The 15,582-nt window shown below is 68.7% G+C and carries 13 protein-coding genes and 1 riboswitch; of the genes, 8 read left to right on the top strand and 5 right to left on the bottom strand.

The genetic code is table 11. From position 1 onward, the window contains the following. Positions 1-2 precede the first annotated feature (2 nt). The 4 genes from lpdA to ACW171_RS12830 all read right to left on the bottom strand — a co-directional run bounded on the left by lpdA (position 3) and on the right by ACW171_RS12830 (position 6,482). Entirely contained in the window at positions 3-1,436 is a 1,434-nt protein-coding gene (gene lpdA / locus ACW171_RS12845; RefSeq protein ID WP_492093751.1) for a dihydrolipoyl dehydrogenase, read from the bottom strand. Positions 1,437-1,548: 112 nt separating this feature from the next. Next, complete coding sequence (locus tag ACW171_RS12840; RefSeq protein ID WP_492093750.1) at positions 1,549-2,058, bottom strand: hypothetical protein; 510 nt, start codon at positions 2,056-2,058, stop codon at positions 1,549-1,551. Positions 2,059-2,125: 67 nt separating this feature from the next. Continuing rightward, entirely contained in the window at positions 2,126-4,018 is a 1,893-nt protein-coding gene (locus ACW171_RS12835) for a PAS domain-containing sensor histidine kinase (protein ID WP_492093749.1), read from the bottom strand. Between the two features lie 205 nt (positions 4,019-4,223). Then, the gene (locus ACW171_RS12830) at positions 4,224-6,482 is read right to left on the bottom strand and encodes a TonB-dependent receptor plug domain-containing protein (RefSeq protein WP_492093748.1); all 2,259 of its coding nucleotides are present in this window, start codon (positions 6,480-6,482) and stop codon (positions 4,224-4,226) included. A gap of 254 nt (positions 6,483-6,736) precedes the next feature. On the opposite strand from ACW171_RS12830, the gene ACW171_RS12825 reads away from it, so the two are divergent. Both ACW171_RS12825 and ACW171_RS12820 read left to right on the top strand, forming a co-directional pair. Next, complete coding sequence (locus ACW171_RS12825) at positions 6,737-7,837, top strand: phytase (RefSeq protein WP_492093747.1); 1,101 nt, start codon at positions 6,737-6,739, stop codon at positions 7,835-7,837. A 32-nt stretch (positions 7,838-7,869) separates the two neighbouring features. Beyond that, the gene (locus ACW171_RS12820; protein WP_492093746.1) at positions 7,870-8,295 is read left to right on the top strand and encodes a hypothetical protein; all 426 of its coding nucleotides are present in this window, start codon (positions 7,870-7,872) and stop codon (positions 8,293-8,295) included. Positions 8,296-8,475: 180 nt separating this feature from the next. Here the strand turns inward: ACW171_RS12820 and cobU are convergent, their stop codons facing one another. Next, complete coding sequence (gene cobU / locus ACW171_RS12815; protein ID WP_492093745.1) at positions 8,476-8,994, bottom strand: bifunctional adenosylcobinamide kinase/adenosylcobinamide-phosphate guanylyltransferase; 519 nt, start codon at positions 8,992-8,994, stop codon at positions 8,476-8,478. A 35-nt stretch (positions 8,995-9,029) separates the two neighbouring features. Continuing rightward, a riboswitch (cobalamin riboswitch) is annotated at positions 9,030-9,235 on the top strand. A 151-nt stretch (positions 9,236-9,386) separates the two neighbouring features. Here cobU and ACW171_RS12810 point away from each other — a divergent pair. From ACW171_RS12810 to ACW171_RS12785, 6 genes are read left to right on the top strand one after another with little or no spacing between them, the layout of a single operon-like run. Then, complete coding sequence (locus ACW171_RS12810; RefSeq protein ID WP_492093744.1) at positions 9,387-11,366, top strand: TonB-dependent receptor plug domain-containing protein; 1,980 nt, start codon at positions 9,387-9,389, stop codon at positions 11,364-11,366. Positions 11,367-11,370: 4 nt separating this feature from the next. Beyond that, complete coding sequence (cobD, locus tag ACW171_RS12805; protein WP_492093743.1) at positions 11,371-12,351, top strand: threonine-phosphate decarboxylase CobD; 981 nt, start codon at positions 11,371-11,373, stop codon at positions 12,349-12,351. Then, complete coding sequence (cobO, locus tag ACW171_RS12800; RefSeq protein WP_492093742.1) at positions 12,348-12,953, top strand: cob(I)yrinic acid a,c-diamide adenosyltransferase; 606 nt, start codon at positions 12,348-12,350, stop codon at positions 12,951-12,953. Before cobD ends, cobO begins: the two co-directional genes overlap by 4 nt. Next, positions 12,950-13,831 (top strand): ABC transporter substrate-binding protein, encoded by an 882-nt coding sequence (locus ACW171_RS12795; protein ID WP_492093741.1) that lies wholly within the window; start codon positions 12,950-12,952, stop codon positions 13,829-13,831. The genes cobO and ACW171_RS12795 overlap by 4 nt, the downstream gene beginning before the upstream one ends. Next, on the top strand, positions 13,828-14,814 hold the full coding sequence (locus ACW171_RS12790) for a FecCD family ABC transporter permease (RefSeq protein WP_492093740.1): 987 nt from the start codon (positions 13,828-13,830) through the stop codon (positions 14,812-14,814). The genes ACW171_RS12795 and ACW171_RS12790 overlap by 4 nt, the downstream gene beginning before the upstream one ends. Continuing rightward, positions 14,811-15,581 carry an ABC transporter ATP-binding protein gene (locus ACW171_RS12785; protein WP_492093739.1) on the top strand — a complete coding sequence of 257 codons (771 nt, stop codon included), beginning with the start codon at positions 14,811-14,813 and terminating at the stop codon, positions 15,579-15,581. The genes ACW171_RS12790 and ACW171_RS12785 overlap by 4 nt, the downstream gene beginning before the upstream one ends. Position 15,582: the final 1 nt, after the last annotated feature.

Raw genomic sequence — 15,582 nt, 5'->3', positions numbered from 1 at the left:
CCTTACGCCTGCATCGTCCAGCCTTCGACGCCCATGGCCGCCTGTTTGACGGCTTCGGAGCGGGTCGGGTGGGCGTGGCAGGTGCGGGCGATGTCTTCCGAAGAGCCGCCGAAGGCCATGGCGATACAGGCCTCGCCGATCAGTTCGCCCGCCGACGGGCCGAAGATGTGGACGCCCAGAACCTTGTCGGTCGTGGCATCGGCCAGGACCTTCACGAAGCCCTCGGTCTCGTGGTTGATCTTGGCCCGCGAGTTGGCGGTGAAGGGGAACTTGCCCTTCTTGAAGGCCACGCCGTCGGCCTTCAGCTGTTCCTCGGTCTTGCCGACCCAGGCGACTTCGGGACCGGTATAGATGACGCTGGGGACCAGGTCGTAGTCGACGTGGCCCGCCTTGCCGGCGATGTATTCGATGACGGCGACGGCCTCTTCTTCGGCCTTGTGGGCCAGCATGGGGCCATGGGTCACGTCGCCGATGACCCAGATCCCGTCCTTGCCGGTCTTCAGGTGGTCGTTGACCAGGAAGCCGCGCTTGTCGGTCTCGATGCCGACGCTCTCCAGACCGAGGCCCGCCGTGTAGGGCCGACGGCCGATAGCCACCAGCACCACGTCGGCCGTCAGGGTCTCGGCCGTGCCTCCGGCGGCAGGCTCCAGCGTCAGGACGACGCCGTCCTTGGCCGCCTTCGCCGAGGTGACTTTCGTGCCCATCTTGAAGGTCATGCCCTGTTTGGTCAGGCCGCGCTGGAAGGCGGTGGCGACCTCGGCGTCCATGCCGGCGCCGACCTTGTCGAGGAACTCGACCACGGTGACTTCGGCGCCCAGACGACGCCAGACCGAGCCGAGCTCAAGCCCGATAACGCCCGCGCCGATGACGACCATCTTCTTCGGGATGGCCGGCAGAGACAGGGCACCGGTGGAATCGACGATCTTGCCTTCGACGAAGTCCACGCCCGGAAGCGGGGTCGGCTCAGAACCGGTGGCGATGACGATGTCCTTGGCCGTCAGGGTGGTGACGGCTCCGTCGGCCGCGGTGACCTCCACCTTTCCGGTTGCGACGATCTTGCCCCTGCCCTTGATCCAGTCGGCCTTGTTCTTCTTGAACAGGAACTCGATGCCCTTGGTCAGGGCGGTGACGCTTTCGGCCTTCTGCTTCATCATCTGGGGCAGGTTGACCTTGGGCGTGCCCACATCGATGCCGAGCGTGCCGAACTCCTTGTTGGCGATCTCGAACAGCTCCGAGGCGTGCAGCAGGGCCTTGGAAGGCATGCAGCCGACGTTGAGGCAGGTGCCGCCCAGGGTCGCGTTCTTCTCGACGACGGCGACCTTCAGTCCGAGCTGCCCGGCCCGGATCGCGGCGTTGTAGCCGCCGGGGCCGCCGCCGATGATCACGACGTCGTAGGATGCGGTGGCGGGGGCGGGCTGGTCAGAAGCGGTGGCCATGGAAACCTCTGTATCGGGCGCGGACGGGGAGTCGGCCGCTGTCCTAGCGCCTGACCCGTTCGGGTCAACCACTGTGGCGGATATGGGAAGCGCGAAGCCGTCCGGCGAGGGGTCAGGCCGTGAGATGAGCGGACTGTCGTTGTCGACGCCTCCGTCGCGAGACGGCCACGATGATCAGGCCCACGACGAGCAGGACGCCGAGGATCAGCCAGGTCGGATCGACGGGCAGGCCCACCGGCGCGACGGCCTCGGCGGACCGCTGGGCGATCTCACCGCCCCCGGCGTAGGTGTCGGCCTGGATCGAGGCGCTGGCCGGTCCGCCGCCGCTCGACCGGTCGATGGCCAGACGCAGGGCGGCGTCGGCGAGAAAGCCGAGGAAATAGGCCACCGCCGCGCGCGGGTTTCCCGCCCCCAGCATGACGGCCGCGATCAGATAGAGGACGACCGCACCGATCCAGAACACCGCCTGGGGAATGCCGCCGCCCGCCTCGACCATGGCGGAGGCACGCTCGGTCGCCACCGTGGGCGCGGCGCCCTCGAAGAAAGGCGACATAAAGGGCCAGGCCAGCCAGGCCGCATAGCCGATCACGGCCAGCACCAGAACGAACCGGAGGATCTTCATGGCCGAGGCTCCCGACGCGATGAACGACGTTCGTTAACCTATCACGGCCTCGCGCCAAACCAAGCGGTCAGGCGGCGCTTTCGGATCTCGACGGGGCCGCCGGCAGGGTGAGGGTCGCCTCCGCGCCCTCGCCCTCGGCACCGGTCAGGGTGACGGCGCCGCCGGACTGGCGGGCGAAGGCATGGACCTGGGCCAGACCCAGACCGGCCGCACCGTCGCGAGTCGTGAAGAAGGGCTCCATCGCGCGGGCAGCTGTCGCCGCGTCCAGTCCCGGCCCGGTGTCGCGCACCGTCAGCCGAACCCCGTCATCGTCGAGCGCCTCGAGACGGACGGCGACCGATCCTGCGCCCCCCAAGGCCTCGACCGCGTTGCGGACCAGGGCCTGGACCGCGCCTTCGAAGCCGACCGGATCCACCCGGACGAAGGCTTCGCGGGACGGCCCTTCGATCATCAGATCCACGTCTGGGCCGGCCATCCCGCGCAGGCGCGTTTCCATCGCCCGCAGGAGGACGCCCGCGTCCAACACCTGGGCATGAGCGTCCTCGCCCTGAGAGAAGGCCGAGAGCCGCCGGGTCAACGCCTCGCCGCGCTGTCCGGCGGCCAAGGCGGCCTGACCGAGACGCCGGACCCGCGCCGGGTCGTCGGCGGTCTTCAGCATCATGTCGAGCGCGCTGGTCATGACGGCCAGAAGCGCATTGAAATCCTGGGCCACGCCGCCGGTGAGGCGGCCGACGCTTTCCAGCCGCCGCGACGCGTCGCTGCCCGTCTCGATCTTGGCCAGGACCTGGGCCCGCGCCTCTTCGGCGGCCTTGAGGCCACGCAGCCGTTCAGCCTCAACCGCATGCACGATACCCGCGCGAGCGGCCTCGGACTGGCTGCGCGCAGCCACCAGTTCGGCCGTCAGCGCGGCCTCGCGTTCTCTGGCGGCCTCCAGTTCGGGGGTCGGGTCGACCGGCGCCGGAACGCCAGCGGCCTCGACCGGCTCGGGCTCCGCGACAGCTTCGGCGACCGGGGCGATCTCGACAGGGGCTTCCTCGGCCGGCGCAGCGACCGGATCGCCCGCCAGCAGAAGGGCCTCGACGGCCTCGCCCGGCGCGCCGAGCGGCAGGATGCGCCAGGCCACGCCGTGATCTCCGCCCAAACCAGACACGATCGGATCGGCCTCTCCGGGTTGGGCGTTGAGCGCCGCGCGCAGCGTCTGGCGACCCTCGACCCTCTCCGCCTCGCCCAGGAACTGGTCGGCGAAATCGACGCCGATGACTTCGTGGGTGTGGCCGAACAGGTTCAGCGCCGTGGTATTGGCCTCGCGGACGATCCCGTGGGTCGAGACCACGACCAGGGCGCTGGAGGCCGCCTCGAACACCCGGCGGGTCAGGTCGTCCGCCTGGGTCGGCGCGGGTTCAGCCGTCACGACTTCGGGCGTCATCAGGCCTTCGGTCTCGACGATGGCGGCGGTCGAGCCGATGATCCGGCCGTGGGCGTCCTCGATCGGCATGGCCGTGACCGAGACCAGCATCTTCCTGCGGGTCTGCGGGTTGGCGATGATGTGCTGGAAGCCCTTGACCGTCTGGCCGCGCAGGGCACGCGCGCTGGGCAGCAGGTCTGGCGGCACGGGTCGACCGTCGGGGTATGTGATGCCCCAGGTCGCCGAGTGGAAACGCAGGCCCAGCAGCTCAGCGTCCCGACGCCCCATCAGCTGGTGCGCCGCGCGGTTGGCGAAGACGAATTTGCCACCCATGTCGGTCTGCACGAGGGCGACGGGGATGGCGTTCAGGGTCTCATGCAGGCGGGTTTCGGCGGCCTCCCGGGCTTTCGACACGGCGTCCAGCTCATCCGAGGTCGTGACGTGGCGTCCCCGGTTGGTCACGGCAAACCAGATGGCGATCAGGGCCACGACGTGTCCCGCCACGGCGAGCACGCCGAGGATCAGAACCCAGTTGACCTCGCCCTCCATGAACATCGCAAACTTCCCGTCTTGGCACGCGGTTGACCCGCCTTTCCGCCGCCGTTGCAAGCCCCGCGCCGCGATACGGGCACAGGCGGTAGGCCCAGACCCCGCGCGGGTCCAGTCGCATTCGCGCGATCCCTGTTGAAGGCCGTGTGAACAACGACAAAGGGCCGGACATCCCTGTCCGGCCCTTCCCGTTTGGAGGCGACCTCGTCGCCTAGAAGGCGACGCGCAGGACGGCCTGATAGACCGGGCCGGCTGTCTCCCGCTCCAGCTCGTATTCGTCGAAATCGCGGCTGATCTGGTCGTTCAGGTCGGCGAACTTGTTGAAGTCCTCCTCCTTGGCCGAGTTCAGCAGGTTGGAGCCCGTCAAACGCAGGACGGTGTTGGACCACAGCTGCTTCTCGACGAAAACTTCCAGATCGGCGCCGTAGCGGGTCGTGACTTCCTCGGCGATGACGCGCTCGTAGGCTTCGCCCTGCTTGCGGTAGGTCGCGCCGAAGGCGGCGTTCCAGCTCGGGATGTCCTGGGTGAAGCCGAAGTTCAGCACATAGTCCGACTGCGAGTTGAAGCGACGGTCGCCCAGGAAGTCGTCGATCGACGAGTCCAGCCACGAGGCGTTGAAGAAGACGCCCGTCGTGTCCATGCCGATGAAGTCCAGCGGCGTGGAGAGGTCGAACTCGACGCCATAGACCTCGCCGTCGCCGACGTTGTCGACGGTGTAGACGAAGGTGCCTGCGCCGGCGGAACCGGTACGGCCCGTATTGGTGTCTTCGATCAGGTCGGAGATCGAGCGGTAGAAGGCGTTCAGGCCGATCACGCCGCGGGCGCCGATGCGGTGCTCGATGCCGGCGTCCACGCCCCAGGCCGTTTCCGGCTCCAGGTTCGGGTTGCCGATGAAGTCACTGTCCCCGCGCTCTTCTTCCAGCGTCACCGGCGACAGCTGGTCGAAGTTCGGACGGCGAACCGTGCGGGCGGCCGACAGGATGATCCGGTCGTTTTCATTCAACTGATAGCGCAGGCTGGCCGAAGGCAGCAGCTCGGCATAGTCGTTGTCGACCGAGCGCAGGCCGGCCGGGGCCGTCAGATCCTCGATCGAGGTATCGGTCGTCTCGTAACGCAGGCCGGCTTCCCACTTCAGATTGCCGTTGTCGCCCGACACCATGATGTAGGGATCGATACGGGTCTCTTCGATGGTCGACAGGCCGCCTGGAACCGGATTGCGGGCGCCGAAGGCGGGCTGGGCCGGGCGGGGCGACGGTGCGTTCGGAATGTTGAAGCGCACGCGGTCGGGGGCCGAGATGTCGGTGTCGCGATCCTTGCCGACATACTGGACGCCGAACTCCAGCTCCAAGGCGTCGCCCAAGGCGCGAGTATGTTCAAGCGCGGCCGAGACCTCCCGGTCTTCCAGGTCGGTATAGGTTTCGTCGGCGGTGAAACGGTCCTCGTCGGGGAAGATGACCGCGTCGCGCAGGTATTCCGCTTCGTTCTCGAACTCGTACTGGTCGTCGGTCAGCGAGGCGAAGCCCAGCTTGAAGCGGGTCTCGCCGCCGAACATCTCGCGCTCATAGCGGGCACGCAGTTGCAGGTTGTCGGTTTCGATGTCGACGTTGTTGTCGTTGATCGTCGACAGGTCCGCGTTCGACTGGCGACCGCCACGATACTCGATCGAATCTTCGTCCTGTAGACGCTCCGTGCGCACGAACAGTCCAGACAGGTCGAGCGTGCCGCCCGCGACATCGACCTCATAGGCCACGTTGAACGAATAGTCGGTGCCGTCGCGCACGTCGGTCTGGACCTCGGTGTTGTCCAGCGGACCGCCCGGCTGGGTATAGCGAGCGCTGAATTTGTTCTTGGGGTTGATCCGGTCCTGGATGCTGGCGCCGACGAGCAGCCGGCCCGGGCCGACCTGGCCGCCATAGACGGCACCGAAGGTCTCGCCCAGCTCATTGTCCGGGAACATGATCAGGCCGGCGCGCACGTAGCCGCCGTCCAGAGACAGGGCGTCGCGCAGGACGATGTTGATCGCGCCGGCCACCGCGTCGCCCGAGCGGTTGGCCGAGGACGAACGGACGACCTCGACGCGCTCGATCAGCTCGGCGGGGATACGGTCGACGAAGAAGGAGCGGTCGACGCCGGCGCCCGGGACGCGTTCGCCGTTGATCAGGACCTGGGTGTAGCCCGGATCCAGACCGCGCAGACGCACGCCGTCCGATTCCAGAACGTCCGACAGGAAGGTGACGCTGGGCACGCGCTTCAGGGCGTCGCCGACGGTCAGGGGTTCGAAGCGCTGGAAATACTCCAGGTCGTAGGACAGGGTCGGGACGACGTCGTCGGTGCGGTTGCGCAGGACCGGGCGACCGGTGACGATGACCTCTTCCAGCGCCGTGGCCGGAGCCTCTTGCGTCTGGGCGACGGCGGCGCCGCCGATGAGCAGAGGCGCGACGGCGGCCCCGAGCAGAAGTGCGAGTTTCATTCTAAGCATCCCGATGGCCCGGTCGACGCCCCCGCCGCCGGTTCTGGACGCCGCTGCTAAGCCTGGGCGAAGACGGCACCGCGACGCTTGCGCGAAGACAAATCGGCAGTTCGGGAACGTGGTCGTGACAGTTCGTCCGTAGACGTCCGAAAGGGTGGGCCGTCCGAACCAAACGTCGCACCGCCCCGGGGTTGACCCCTTGTTCGGCGCATGGTCTGCGCGGCCGGCCAAGCCCTTCCATCCAAGGATCCGCCATGCGCCAGATCGCCCTTTGCACCGCCGCCGTCGCCGCCCTGCTGATCGCGGGCTGTGCGACCCACGAGGTCGATTATCAGGGCGAGGGTGAAGGCGTGATCGGCGCCGGCGTCCGGGTTCAGGCCGTTCTGGAGACCCCCTCGGTCGGTACCGGCGGCGGCGAGGATGCGGCCGACGATCCGGCCATCTGGATCGGCGAGCGCTCGGTCATAGTCATGGGAACGACCACCCCCGGCTTCGTCGCCGGCACCGACAAGAAGGCCGGTCTGTACATCTACGGCTTCGACGGAGCGGTGCTTCAATTCATGCCCGAAGGCCTGCTGAACAACGTCGACGCGGTCGATCTGGATGTCTCCGGCAGGCCGCAGGTCGTCCTGGGCGCCAGCGACCGGACGCCGGAGAAGACGGGCGTCTCCCTCTATCTGTTCGATCCCGCCGGGACGGGCCAGAACGGCGTCCGGCCATGGGGCGCGATCCGCACCGACGTGGTCGAGCCCTACGGCTTCTGCTTCGCCCGCCGGGGCGCCGAGATCCACGCCATCCTCGTCGGGCACGAGGGCGAGGTGCGCCAGTTCGTCCTGAGCGCCGACGCAGCGGGCCAGCCCGTCTCGCGCGAGGTCCGTCGCTTCGACATCGGCACGATCTCAGAAGGCTGCGCCGCCGACGAGGCCACCAACGCCCTCTATCTGGCGGAAGAGAACGTCGGCGTCTGGCACTATGGTCTCGATCCGGCATCGGGCGACGCCCGCACCCTGATCCAGGGCATCGAGACCGACAAGCTGGTCGCCGACGCCGAGGGCCTGACCATCCTGGCCGACGGGGAGGCCCGCTACCTGATCGGCTCCAGCCAGGGCGATAGCGCCTTCCCGGTCTGGCGCATCGACGGCGCGGCGCCCGAGTACAAGGGGCGATTCGTGGTCGAGGACGGGGTTGTGGACGGGGTCACCGGCACCGACGGTCTGGCGGCCATGGGCGGTCGCGTCTCCGAGGCCTTCCCTGAAGGCGTGGTGGTGGTTCAGGACGACGTCAACGACGTCGGAACCCAGAACTTCAAATACATCGACTGGCGGGTCATCAAGGCCGCGCTCGGGATCGATTGATCCGACAGGCGGCCCGGCTCTAGTCTGGCCGCATGACCGACGATGTGAACCCCGACGAATCGACCGAAGGCCTTGGCGAGGATGGCGGCGGCTTCGACGCCGACGACTGGTCGCGGCTGAAGCCGTTCACCGGGCGCGTGGCCACCCTCGATGACGTCCAGGCGCGCCGGGCGGTCTTCGCCATGGGCGATTCTGAGGATCCTCAGGTCATCGACATGGACCTGCCCCAGCCGGTCATCTGGTGGGACGACGACGGCGAGCAGGGCGCGGTCGCGGTCCAGGCCGAGGTTCATCCCGGCGCGTTCGGCGAACCCATGGAGGTTCTCGGCCTGATCCTGCCGGACGGCGACGCCGTGGTGGCCCTGCTGGACGACGTCGATCTGGTCGACGACACGGATCCACACTGGCGCAGGCTGGTGGATGAAGCGATCGATCCGAACGCGGCGGACGAAGACTGAACGGCGCGCAGCGACGTCGCGATTGTCAAAGACCGGAGAGAGCGGGTTGGCGAGGCCGGGGCCTGACCCGCAGGCCGGCCTGGACCCTATTCATCGACTCGTCGAGTGAGGTGGCCCCACTGCGTGGGTCCAAACGGAAGCGTGAATCAGGCGCTCGCTATACCTGGGGCCTGATCGGATCTAGCCGTGACCCAAGGGGAGGACGAGGCCCGCGACGATCAGCACGCTTTCATCGGCCACACGGGCAAGGGCCTGGTGCAGTCGCCCGGCCTGGTCCCGAAAGCGCCGCGCGAGGGGATTGTCCGGCACGATCCCCCAGCCGACCTCGTTCGAGACCAGCAGGACGGTGGCCGGACAGTCGCCGACGGCGTGGACCAGGGCCTGACATGCGGCGTCGACGTCGCTTTCCTCCGCCATGACATTGCTGAGCCAGAGCGTCAGACAGTCGACGACCGCGACATCCTGGGGACCAAGGGCGGCGATCGCCGCCGCCAGATCAAGCGGCGCTTCGACCGTGGTCCACCGCGCGTCGCGATCCGCGCGGTGAAGGCTGATCCGGTCGCGCATCTCGTCGTCGAAGGCCTGGGCGGTGGCGATCATCGTGAGCGGGCGACCGGGCGAGACGGCGGTCTCCGCCCTCTTTTGCGCGAAGGCGCTTTTGCCGGATCGTGCGCCCCCGAGCACAAGCGTCTTGGTCATGTCCGTCCTCTCTTGCCGCTCCCGGGGCATTGGCCTATGGCGACCCTGCGACAGGTTCCCCAGCGATGGGGATTAATAGGGAACTCAGGTGTGAAACCTGGGCTGCCCACGCAACTGTAAGCGGCGAGCCCGCGCGCCACTAGCCACTGGGTCCAACGGTTTCGGCCGAACGACCTGGGAAGGCGGCGCGCACCGGCATTGACCCGTGAGCCAGGAGACCTGCCCGTCGTGGTCGTCCTTCGCGCGGACGTGGTGTGCCGAGCGGAACGGGATCTACCCGAATGACGACGTCTGTTGCGCCGCGTTCCGCGCGGCCGCGACCGGGCGCGTCTGCGTGTTCGATCGCGGTCTCCTGGGACCGGTGCTTTGTCGAGCACAGGGATTGGACCCAAATGAGACACGACCTCCTTCTTGGCGCGGCGACCGCCGCCCTCCTCCTGACCGCCACCGATGTGGCGGCGCAATCCGCGACCGCCAGACCGACCGCGGCCTCGTTGACGGACTCCAGCCTGCTGGAAGATGTCGTCGTGACCGCCAATCGCTCGGCCCAGGCCGCCGACCGCGTCGGCCAGTCGGTCACCGTCCTGACGACCGAAACCATCAAAGCCAGCCAGACCGTCGCCGTCGCCGACCTGCTGGTCCGCACGCCGGGCGTCAGCCTGTCGCGCAACGGAGGCGTCGGCTCGACGACGTCCCTGCGCATTCGCGGGGCCGAAAGTGACCAGACCGTCGTCGTCATCGACGGTGTGAAGCTGAATGACCCGTCGGGCACCGGGGGCGGCTTCAACTTCGGCAATCTTCTGGTCGGCGACATCGCCCGCATCGAGGTGCTGCGCGGCGCGCAATCGACGCTGTGGGGCTCACAGGCCATCGGCGGCGTCGTCAACATCGTGACCGCCGAGCCGACCCGCCCGTTCCAGGCCAGCCTGGACGCCGAGGCCGGCTCGCGCGGCACGACCTGGCTGCGCGGCGGGATCGGCGGCATGACCGAGCGCGCGGCCTGGCACCTGGCCGCCTCCCGCTATCAGACTGACGGATTTTCCAGCTTCGCGCGTGGAACCGAGGACGATGGCTACGAGAATTTCGGACTGAGCGGGCGCGCGAACGTCCGCATCGCGCAGGACGTCTCGCTGGACCTGCGCGCCGTCTATTCCGACGGCACGGTGGACATCGACGGCTTCCCGGCCCCGGCTTTCGCCTTCGGCGATACGCGCGAGAGGTCGAGCACCCGAGAGCTGGTGACCTATACCGGCCTGAATTTCGACCTGCTCGATGGCCGCCTCAGCAACCGTATCGCCTACGCCTACACCCGCACGGACCGGCGCAGCGAGAACCCGGACCAGACCGTCACGCCCGTGACCTTCGACGCAGAAGGCCTCAACAGACGCTATGAGTATCAGGGCGTTCTGGACATCCGCCCGGGCTGGACCGCCACCTTCGGCGCCGAGCGCGAAGAGTCGGAGTTCAGCTCCGCCTCGCCGTCCTCCTTCGCACCCAACCCCGTGCCGTCGACGGCCGAGGTCGGCATCGACGGCGTCTATGGCCAGCTTCAGGCCGAGGTCCTGAACGGGGTGACATTGACGGGCGGGGTTCGTCGCGACGAACACGACACCTTCGGCGGCAAGACCCTGGGCCAGGCGGCGGCGGCCTGGTCGCTGAACAGCGGCGCGACGGTCCTGCGCGCCAGTTTCGGCCAGGGTTTCAAGGCCCCGAGCCTGTACCAGCTCTACAGCGAATACGGGAACACGGCCCTGATGCCGGAAGAGGCCGATGGCTGGGACGCCGGGGTCGAGCAACGGTTGTTCGACCAATCCCTGGTCCTGTCGGCGACCTGGTTCGCACGCGAGACGACCAACCAGATCGACTATGTGTCGTGCTCCGGCGCCGTGACCTCGACGACCGCGCCCCTGTGTTTCGTCGATGGCGCGCGCCGGTTCGGCTATTACAGCAACACCGCCCTGACCGAGGCGGACGGGATCGAACTGGCGGCCGGCTATGCGCTCGGCGGCTTCTCGGCCCAGGCCAACTATACCCGGACGAACACCGAGAACCGCACGCCAGGCGCCAATCTGGGCCGCCAACTGGCGCGCCGGCCTCAGGAGACCGCCAATCTGACGGTCGGCTATGTCTGGCCCTTCGGCCTGTCGACCACGGTGGCGGTCCTGCACGCGGGCGACAGTTTCGACAATGCGTCCAACAGCACCCGGCTGGAGGGTTACACCCTGGTCGATCTCCGCGCCTCCTATCCGTTGAACGACACCGTCGAGATCTATGGCCGGGTCGAGAACGAGGGCGACGAATTCTACGAGACGACCCGCAACTACGGCGTGGCCGGCCGCGGAACCTTCGTCGGCGTGCGGGCGCGGTTCTAGGACAATGACAGTCGCCGGCATCCCGCATGGCGGACGGCTCTCGAAGGCGCGGGGGGACCATCCCCTCGCGCCGGAGCCGTGGCTCGATCTGTCGACCGGGATCAATCCCCACGGCTGGCGCGGCGGTCGCGCACCCACCCAGGCCCTGTCGAGACTGCCGGATCCCGCAGATCTCGCCGCGCTGGAGGCGCAGGCGGCAGGCATGTTCGGGATCCCAGCCGAGCGGGTCGTCGCCGTGGCCGGGGCGGAGGCCGGCCTGCGCCTGCTGCCGATGTGCCTCGAAGTACGCCGGGTGGCGATCGCCTCGCCGACCTACGGCAGCCACGCCGACGCCTGGCGGCGGGCGGATGTCGAGGTCGTGGAGGTGACGCGCAGCGCCCTGTTCGAAAGCGACAGCGAGCTACGCGTCATCGTCAATCCGAACAACCCCGACGGGGCGCTGACCGACGGCCGGGACCTGGTCGCGAGGGCCGGGGACCGGTGGCTGCTGATCGACGAGTCCTTCATCGACGTCCAGCCCGACCACAGCGCCGCGTCGGTGGCGGACGACCGCACCATCCTGCTGCGGTCGTTCGGCAAATTCTATGGCCTGCCCGGAGTGCGCCTCGGCTTCGTGATCGCTCCGCCGGCCGTGGCCGCACGGTTGAGGGGCCTGATCGGTGACTGGGCCGTCGGAGCCGACGCCATCGCCATGGGCCGGGCGGCCTATGACGATGCAAGCTGGGCGGACCGGACCCGCCGTCGCCTTGACGCGGACGCCGGCCGACTGGACGCTCTTCTGACCCGAAACGGCTTTGATGTTCTGGGCGGGACCAGTCTGTTTCGCCTGACGCGATGCGAGGATGCGGCGGCGCGCGCCTGGCGGCTGGGCGAGCAGGGCGTGCTGGTGCGGACCTTCGATCACGATCCCGGCCTGATTCGCTTCGGCCTGCCGGGTCGGAGACACTGGCCCCGCCTTCGACGCGCGCTGGAGCGAACACGATGACCGACCCTAAGGACGCCGAACACGCCGAGGCGATGAAGACCCTCCAGGCCGAGCGTCGCGCGCTGATGCGCTCCAAGACCGAGGAACGGGGTCTGCTGATCGTCAACACGGGCGACGGCAAGGGCAAGTCGACGGCCGGCTTCGGCATGGTGGCGCGCGCCCTGGGCTGGGGCCAGAAGGTCGGGGTGGTTCAGTACATCAAGGGCAAGTGGATCACCGGCGAACGTCAGTTCTTCCGGAAATTCCCCGATCAGGTGCGATACGAGGTGATGGGCGAAGGCTTCACCTGGGACACCCAGGACCGGGCCAGGGACATCGCGGCTGCGGAGGCGGCCTGGGCGGTTTCGCTGGAGATGATCGCCGACCCGGAACTCGATCTGGTCCTGCTCGATGAGCTCAATATCGCCCTGCGCTACGACTATCTGGACGTCCACGCCGTGGTCGCCGGCCTGGTTGCGCGACCGGAGGGCAAGCATGTCTGCGTCACTGGCCGGAACGCCAAGCCGGAGCTCCTGGCGGTCGCGGACCTGGTCACCGAAATGACCCTGGTCAAACATCCCTTCGAACAGGGCGTGAAGGCCCAGCGGGGGATCGACTTTTGAGCCGGGGCGTCGATCGGCGTCTGCTGCTGGCGGGCGGTCTTGCGCTGACCTCCGGATGCGGGGCCTCGCCGGCCCTCCGACCCGGAGCGACCGCAGGCGTCGGGCCGCAGCGGATCGTTTCCCTAAATCCGTGTCTTGACGTCATTCTGGTCCATGTCGCGGATCGGTCCCAGATCGCGGCGCTCAGCCACTATGCGCGCGAGGCCTACGGCTCGACCATCGCCGACGTCGCCCGGACACTGCCCTTCACCTACGAGACCGCCGAGGAGGTCCTGGCCCTCAGGCCCGACCTGGTCGTGACGGGACGGCATTCGTCACTGGCCACGCGGAACGCCCTGGACCGGCTCGATATCCCGACGGCCCTCTTCGGGGTGCCCGACACCGTCGCCGAGAGCCTGGATCAGGTGGGCGAAATCGCCCGGCTGGTCGGATATCCGGAGCGCGGCGAGGCCCTGGTCGGACGGATCGAAGCCGCCCTGGCCGCAGCCGCGCCGCCGCCCGGCGCGCGACCGCTGTCGGCGCTGGTCTTCATGCCCGGCGGATTCGCCTCCGGCCCGGGCACGCTGATGGACGAGATGATGAGACGGGTGGGGCTCATCAACGCCGCCGACCGCTATGGCCTGCGGCGGTCGATGAATGTGCCGCTGGAGCGGCTCGTCGCCGATCCGCCCGACATCCTGCTGGCTGGTGAGCCTTATCCCGGGGCGCCGAGCTGGGCCGAGCGGGTGATGGAGCACCCGGCGCTGACCCGGGTCTCCGGCGGCATGCGACGCGCGGTCTTTCCCGAACGGCTGCTGTTCTGCGGCGGGCCTGTCCTGATCCAGACTGCGGCGGCGCTATCGCGTGCCCGCGATTCGGTCGGAGGGATGCCGGTATGAGACCCGTCAGTCGACCGTGGCTCTTTGCCGGGCTCATCGCCCTGCTGATCCTGCTGTCCGGCGTCAGCCTGGTCGCCGGCAAGGTCTGGGTGCCCTGGAGCGCCTGGACGTCGCCCGACGTCGATCCGCGCTGGGCCATCGTGTTCGAGCTGCGCCTGCCGCGCACCATCCTCGGCCTGACTGTCGGGGCCGCGCTGGGCCTCTCGGGCGCGGTGCTGCAGGGCTACACCCGCAACCCCCTGGCCGATCCCGGCGTGCTGGGCGTCTCGGCCATGGCGGCGCTGGGGGCGGTGCTGACCCTCTATTACGGCGTGACGGCCGTCGCGCCCTGGGCCCTCCCGGTCGCGGCGATCAGCGGGGCCCTGGTCGGGGTCGCCGTCCTGATGCTGCTGTCCGGTTCGGCGTCCAGCCTTGTCACCTTCATCCTGGCGGGCGCGATCCTCAACATCCTGTCGAGCGCCGGGGTGTCCCTGGCGCTGTCGCTGGCCCCCAATCCGTGGGCGGTGAATGAGATCGTCGACTGGCTGATGGGGTCGCTGGCCGACCGCAGCTTCGAGGAGGTCCGGATGGCTCTCCCGCTGATCGCACTCGGCTGCGCCCTGCTGCTGACCACGGGACGTGCGCTGGACGCCCTGACCCTGGGCGAGGTCGGGGCCCGATCGCTGGGCATTTCGATGCCCCGCATGCGATGGACTCTGGCGCTGGGCGTCGCGCTCGCCGCCGGGGCCAGCGTGGCCGTCACCGGGGTGATCGGCTTCGTGGGGCTGGTGACCCCGCATCTGTTGAGGCCGCTGGTCGGCGCTAGGCCCGGCGCCCTGCTTGTGCCCAGCATCCTCGGCGGGGCGGTGATCGTGCTGGCCGGAGACATCCTGGTGCGGCTCACGCCCGCGGCCGGAGAAGTGAAGCTGGGTGTCGCCATGGCGGCGCTCGGCGCCCCGTTCTTCCTCGTTCTGCTGCTGCGCCTGCGAAGGAAGATCGCATGAGCCTCTTGTCCTGTACCGGTCTGGGCGTCCGTATCGCTGAAAAGACCATCCTGGCAGCCGTCACCCTGTCGATTGAGGCGGGGACGGTCACCGCCATCGTGGGACCGAACGGCGCGGGGAAATCGACCCTGCTGAGCTGCCTCGCGGGTCTGCGCGATCCCACCGCCGGAAACGTGGCCCTGGACGGCGTGTCCCTGACCTCCACGCCGCCGCGCGCCCGAGCCCGCCGGCTCGCCTTCCTGCCCCAGACCCCGGAGATCGCCTGGTCGGTCGAGGCGCGAACCCTCGTGGAACTGGGGCGGACCCCCTTCATCGGCGCCCGTGGGCAGGCGAGGGAGGACCGCGCGGCGGTGGATCGGGCGATGGCGGCGGCCAATGTCACCGCCTTCGGCCACAGGATCGTCGATACTCTGTCGGGCGGGGAACGCGCACGGGTGCTGATCGCACGGGCCCTGGCCGGAGAGCCCGAATGGCTCCTGGCGGATGAGCCTCTGACCGGTCTCGACCCCGCGCACCAGCTGGACGTCGCGGCCCTGTTCCGGCGGATGGCGGACGAAGGCGTCGGTGTCGTCCTGACCCTGCACGACCTATCGATGGCCCTGCGTCTGGCCGACCGGATCATCGTCCTGGCCGACGGCGGCGTCCTCGCCGACGATCCGCCCCAGACCGCCCTGACGCCGGAGGTGCTGAGGCAGGCCTATGGTGTGGAGGCGACCCTGACCCGGGGAAAGGGCGGCCCCCTGATCGACGTCGTTCGGCGTGCGTAGG

Source organism: Brevundimonas sp. FV1ye28 (genome assembly GCF_058681135.1).
This window is presented reverse-complemented; position numbering and strand designations above follow the sequence as displayed.

Excerpts from the sequence above, each read along its gene's own strand:
- ACW171_RS12840 (WP_492093750.1), bottom strand. The coding sequence starts at position 2,058 with ATGAAGATCCTCCGGTTCGTTCTGGTGCTGGCCGTGATCGGCTATGCG.
- ACW171_RS12835 (WP_492093749.1), bottom strand. The coding sequence starts at position 4,018 with ATGTTCATGGAGGGCGAGGTCAACTGGGTTCTGATCCTCGGCGTGCTC.
- ACW171_RS12820 (WP_492093746.1), top strand. The coding sequence starts at position 7,870 with ATGACCGACGATGTGAACCCCGACGAATCGACCGAAGGCCTTGGCGAG.
- ACW171_RS12825 (WP_492093747.1), top strand. The coding sequence starts at position 6,737 with ATGCGCCAGATCGCCCTTTGCACCGCCGCCGTCGCCGCCCTGCTGATC.
- cobO (WP_492093742.1), top strand. The coding sequence starts at position 12,348 with ATGACCGACCCTAAGGACGCCGAACACGCCGAGGCGATGAAGACCCTC.
- lpdA (WP_492093751.1), bottom strand. The coding sequence starts at position 1,436 with ATGGCCACCGCTTCTGACCAGCCCGCCCCCGCCACCGCATCCTACGAC.
- cobU (WP_492093745.1), bottom strand. The coding sequence starts at position 8,994 with ATGACCAAGACGCTTGTGCTCGGGGGCGCACGATCCGGCAAAAGCGCC.
- ACW171_RS12790 (WP_492093740.1), top strand. The coding sequence starts at position 13,828 with ATGAGACCCGTCAGTCGACCGTGGCTCTTTGCCGGGCTCATCGCCCTG.
- ACW171_RS12810 (WP_492093744.1), top strand. The coding sequence starts at position 9,387 with ATGAGACACGACCTCCTTCTTGGCGCGGCGACCGCCGCCCTCCTCCTG.
- ACW171_RS12830 (WP_492093748.1), bottom strand. The coding sequence starts at position 6,482 with ATGAAACTCGCACTTCTGCTCGGGGCCGCCGTCGCGCCTCTGCTCATC.
- cobD (WP_492093743.1), top strand. The coding sequence starts at position 11,371 with ATGACAGTCGCCGGCATCCCGCATGGCGGACGGCTCTCGAAGGCGCGG.
- ACW171_RS12785 (WP_492093739.1), top strand. The coding sequence starts at position 14,811 with ATGAGCCTCTTGTCCTGTACCGGTCTGGGCGTCCGTATCGCTGAAAAG.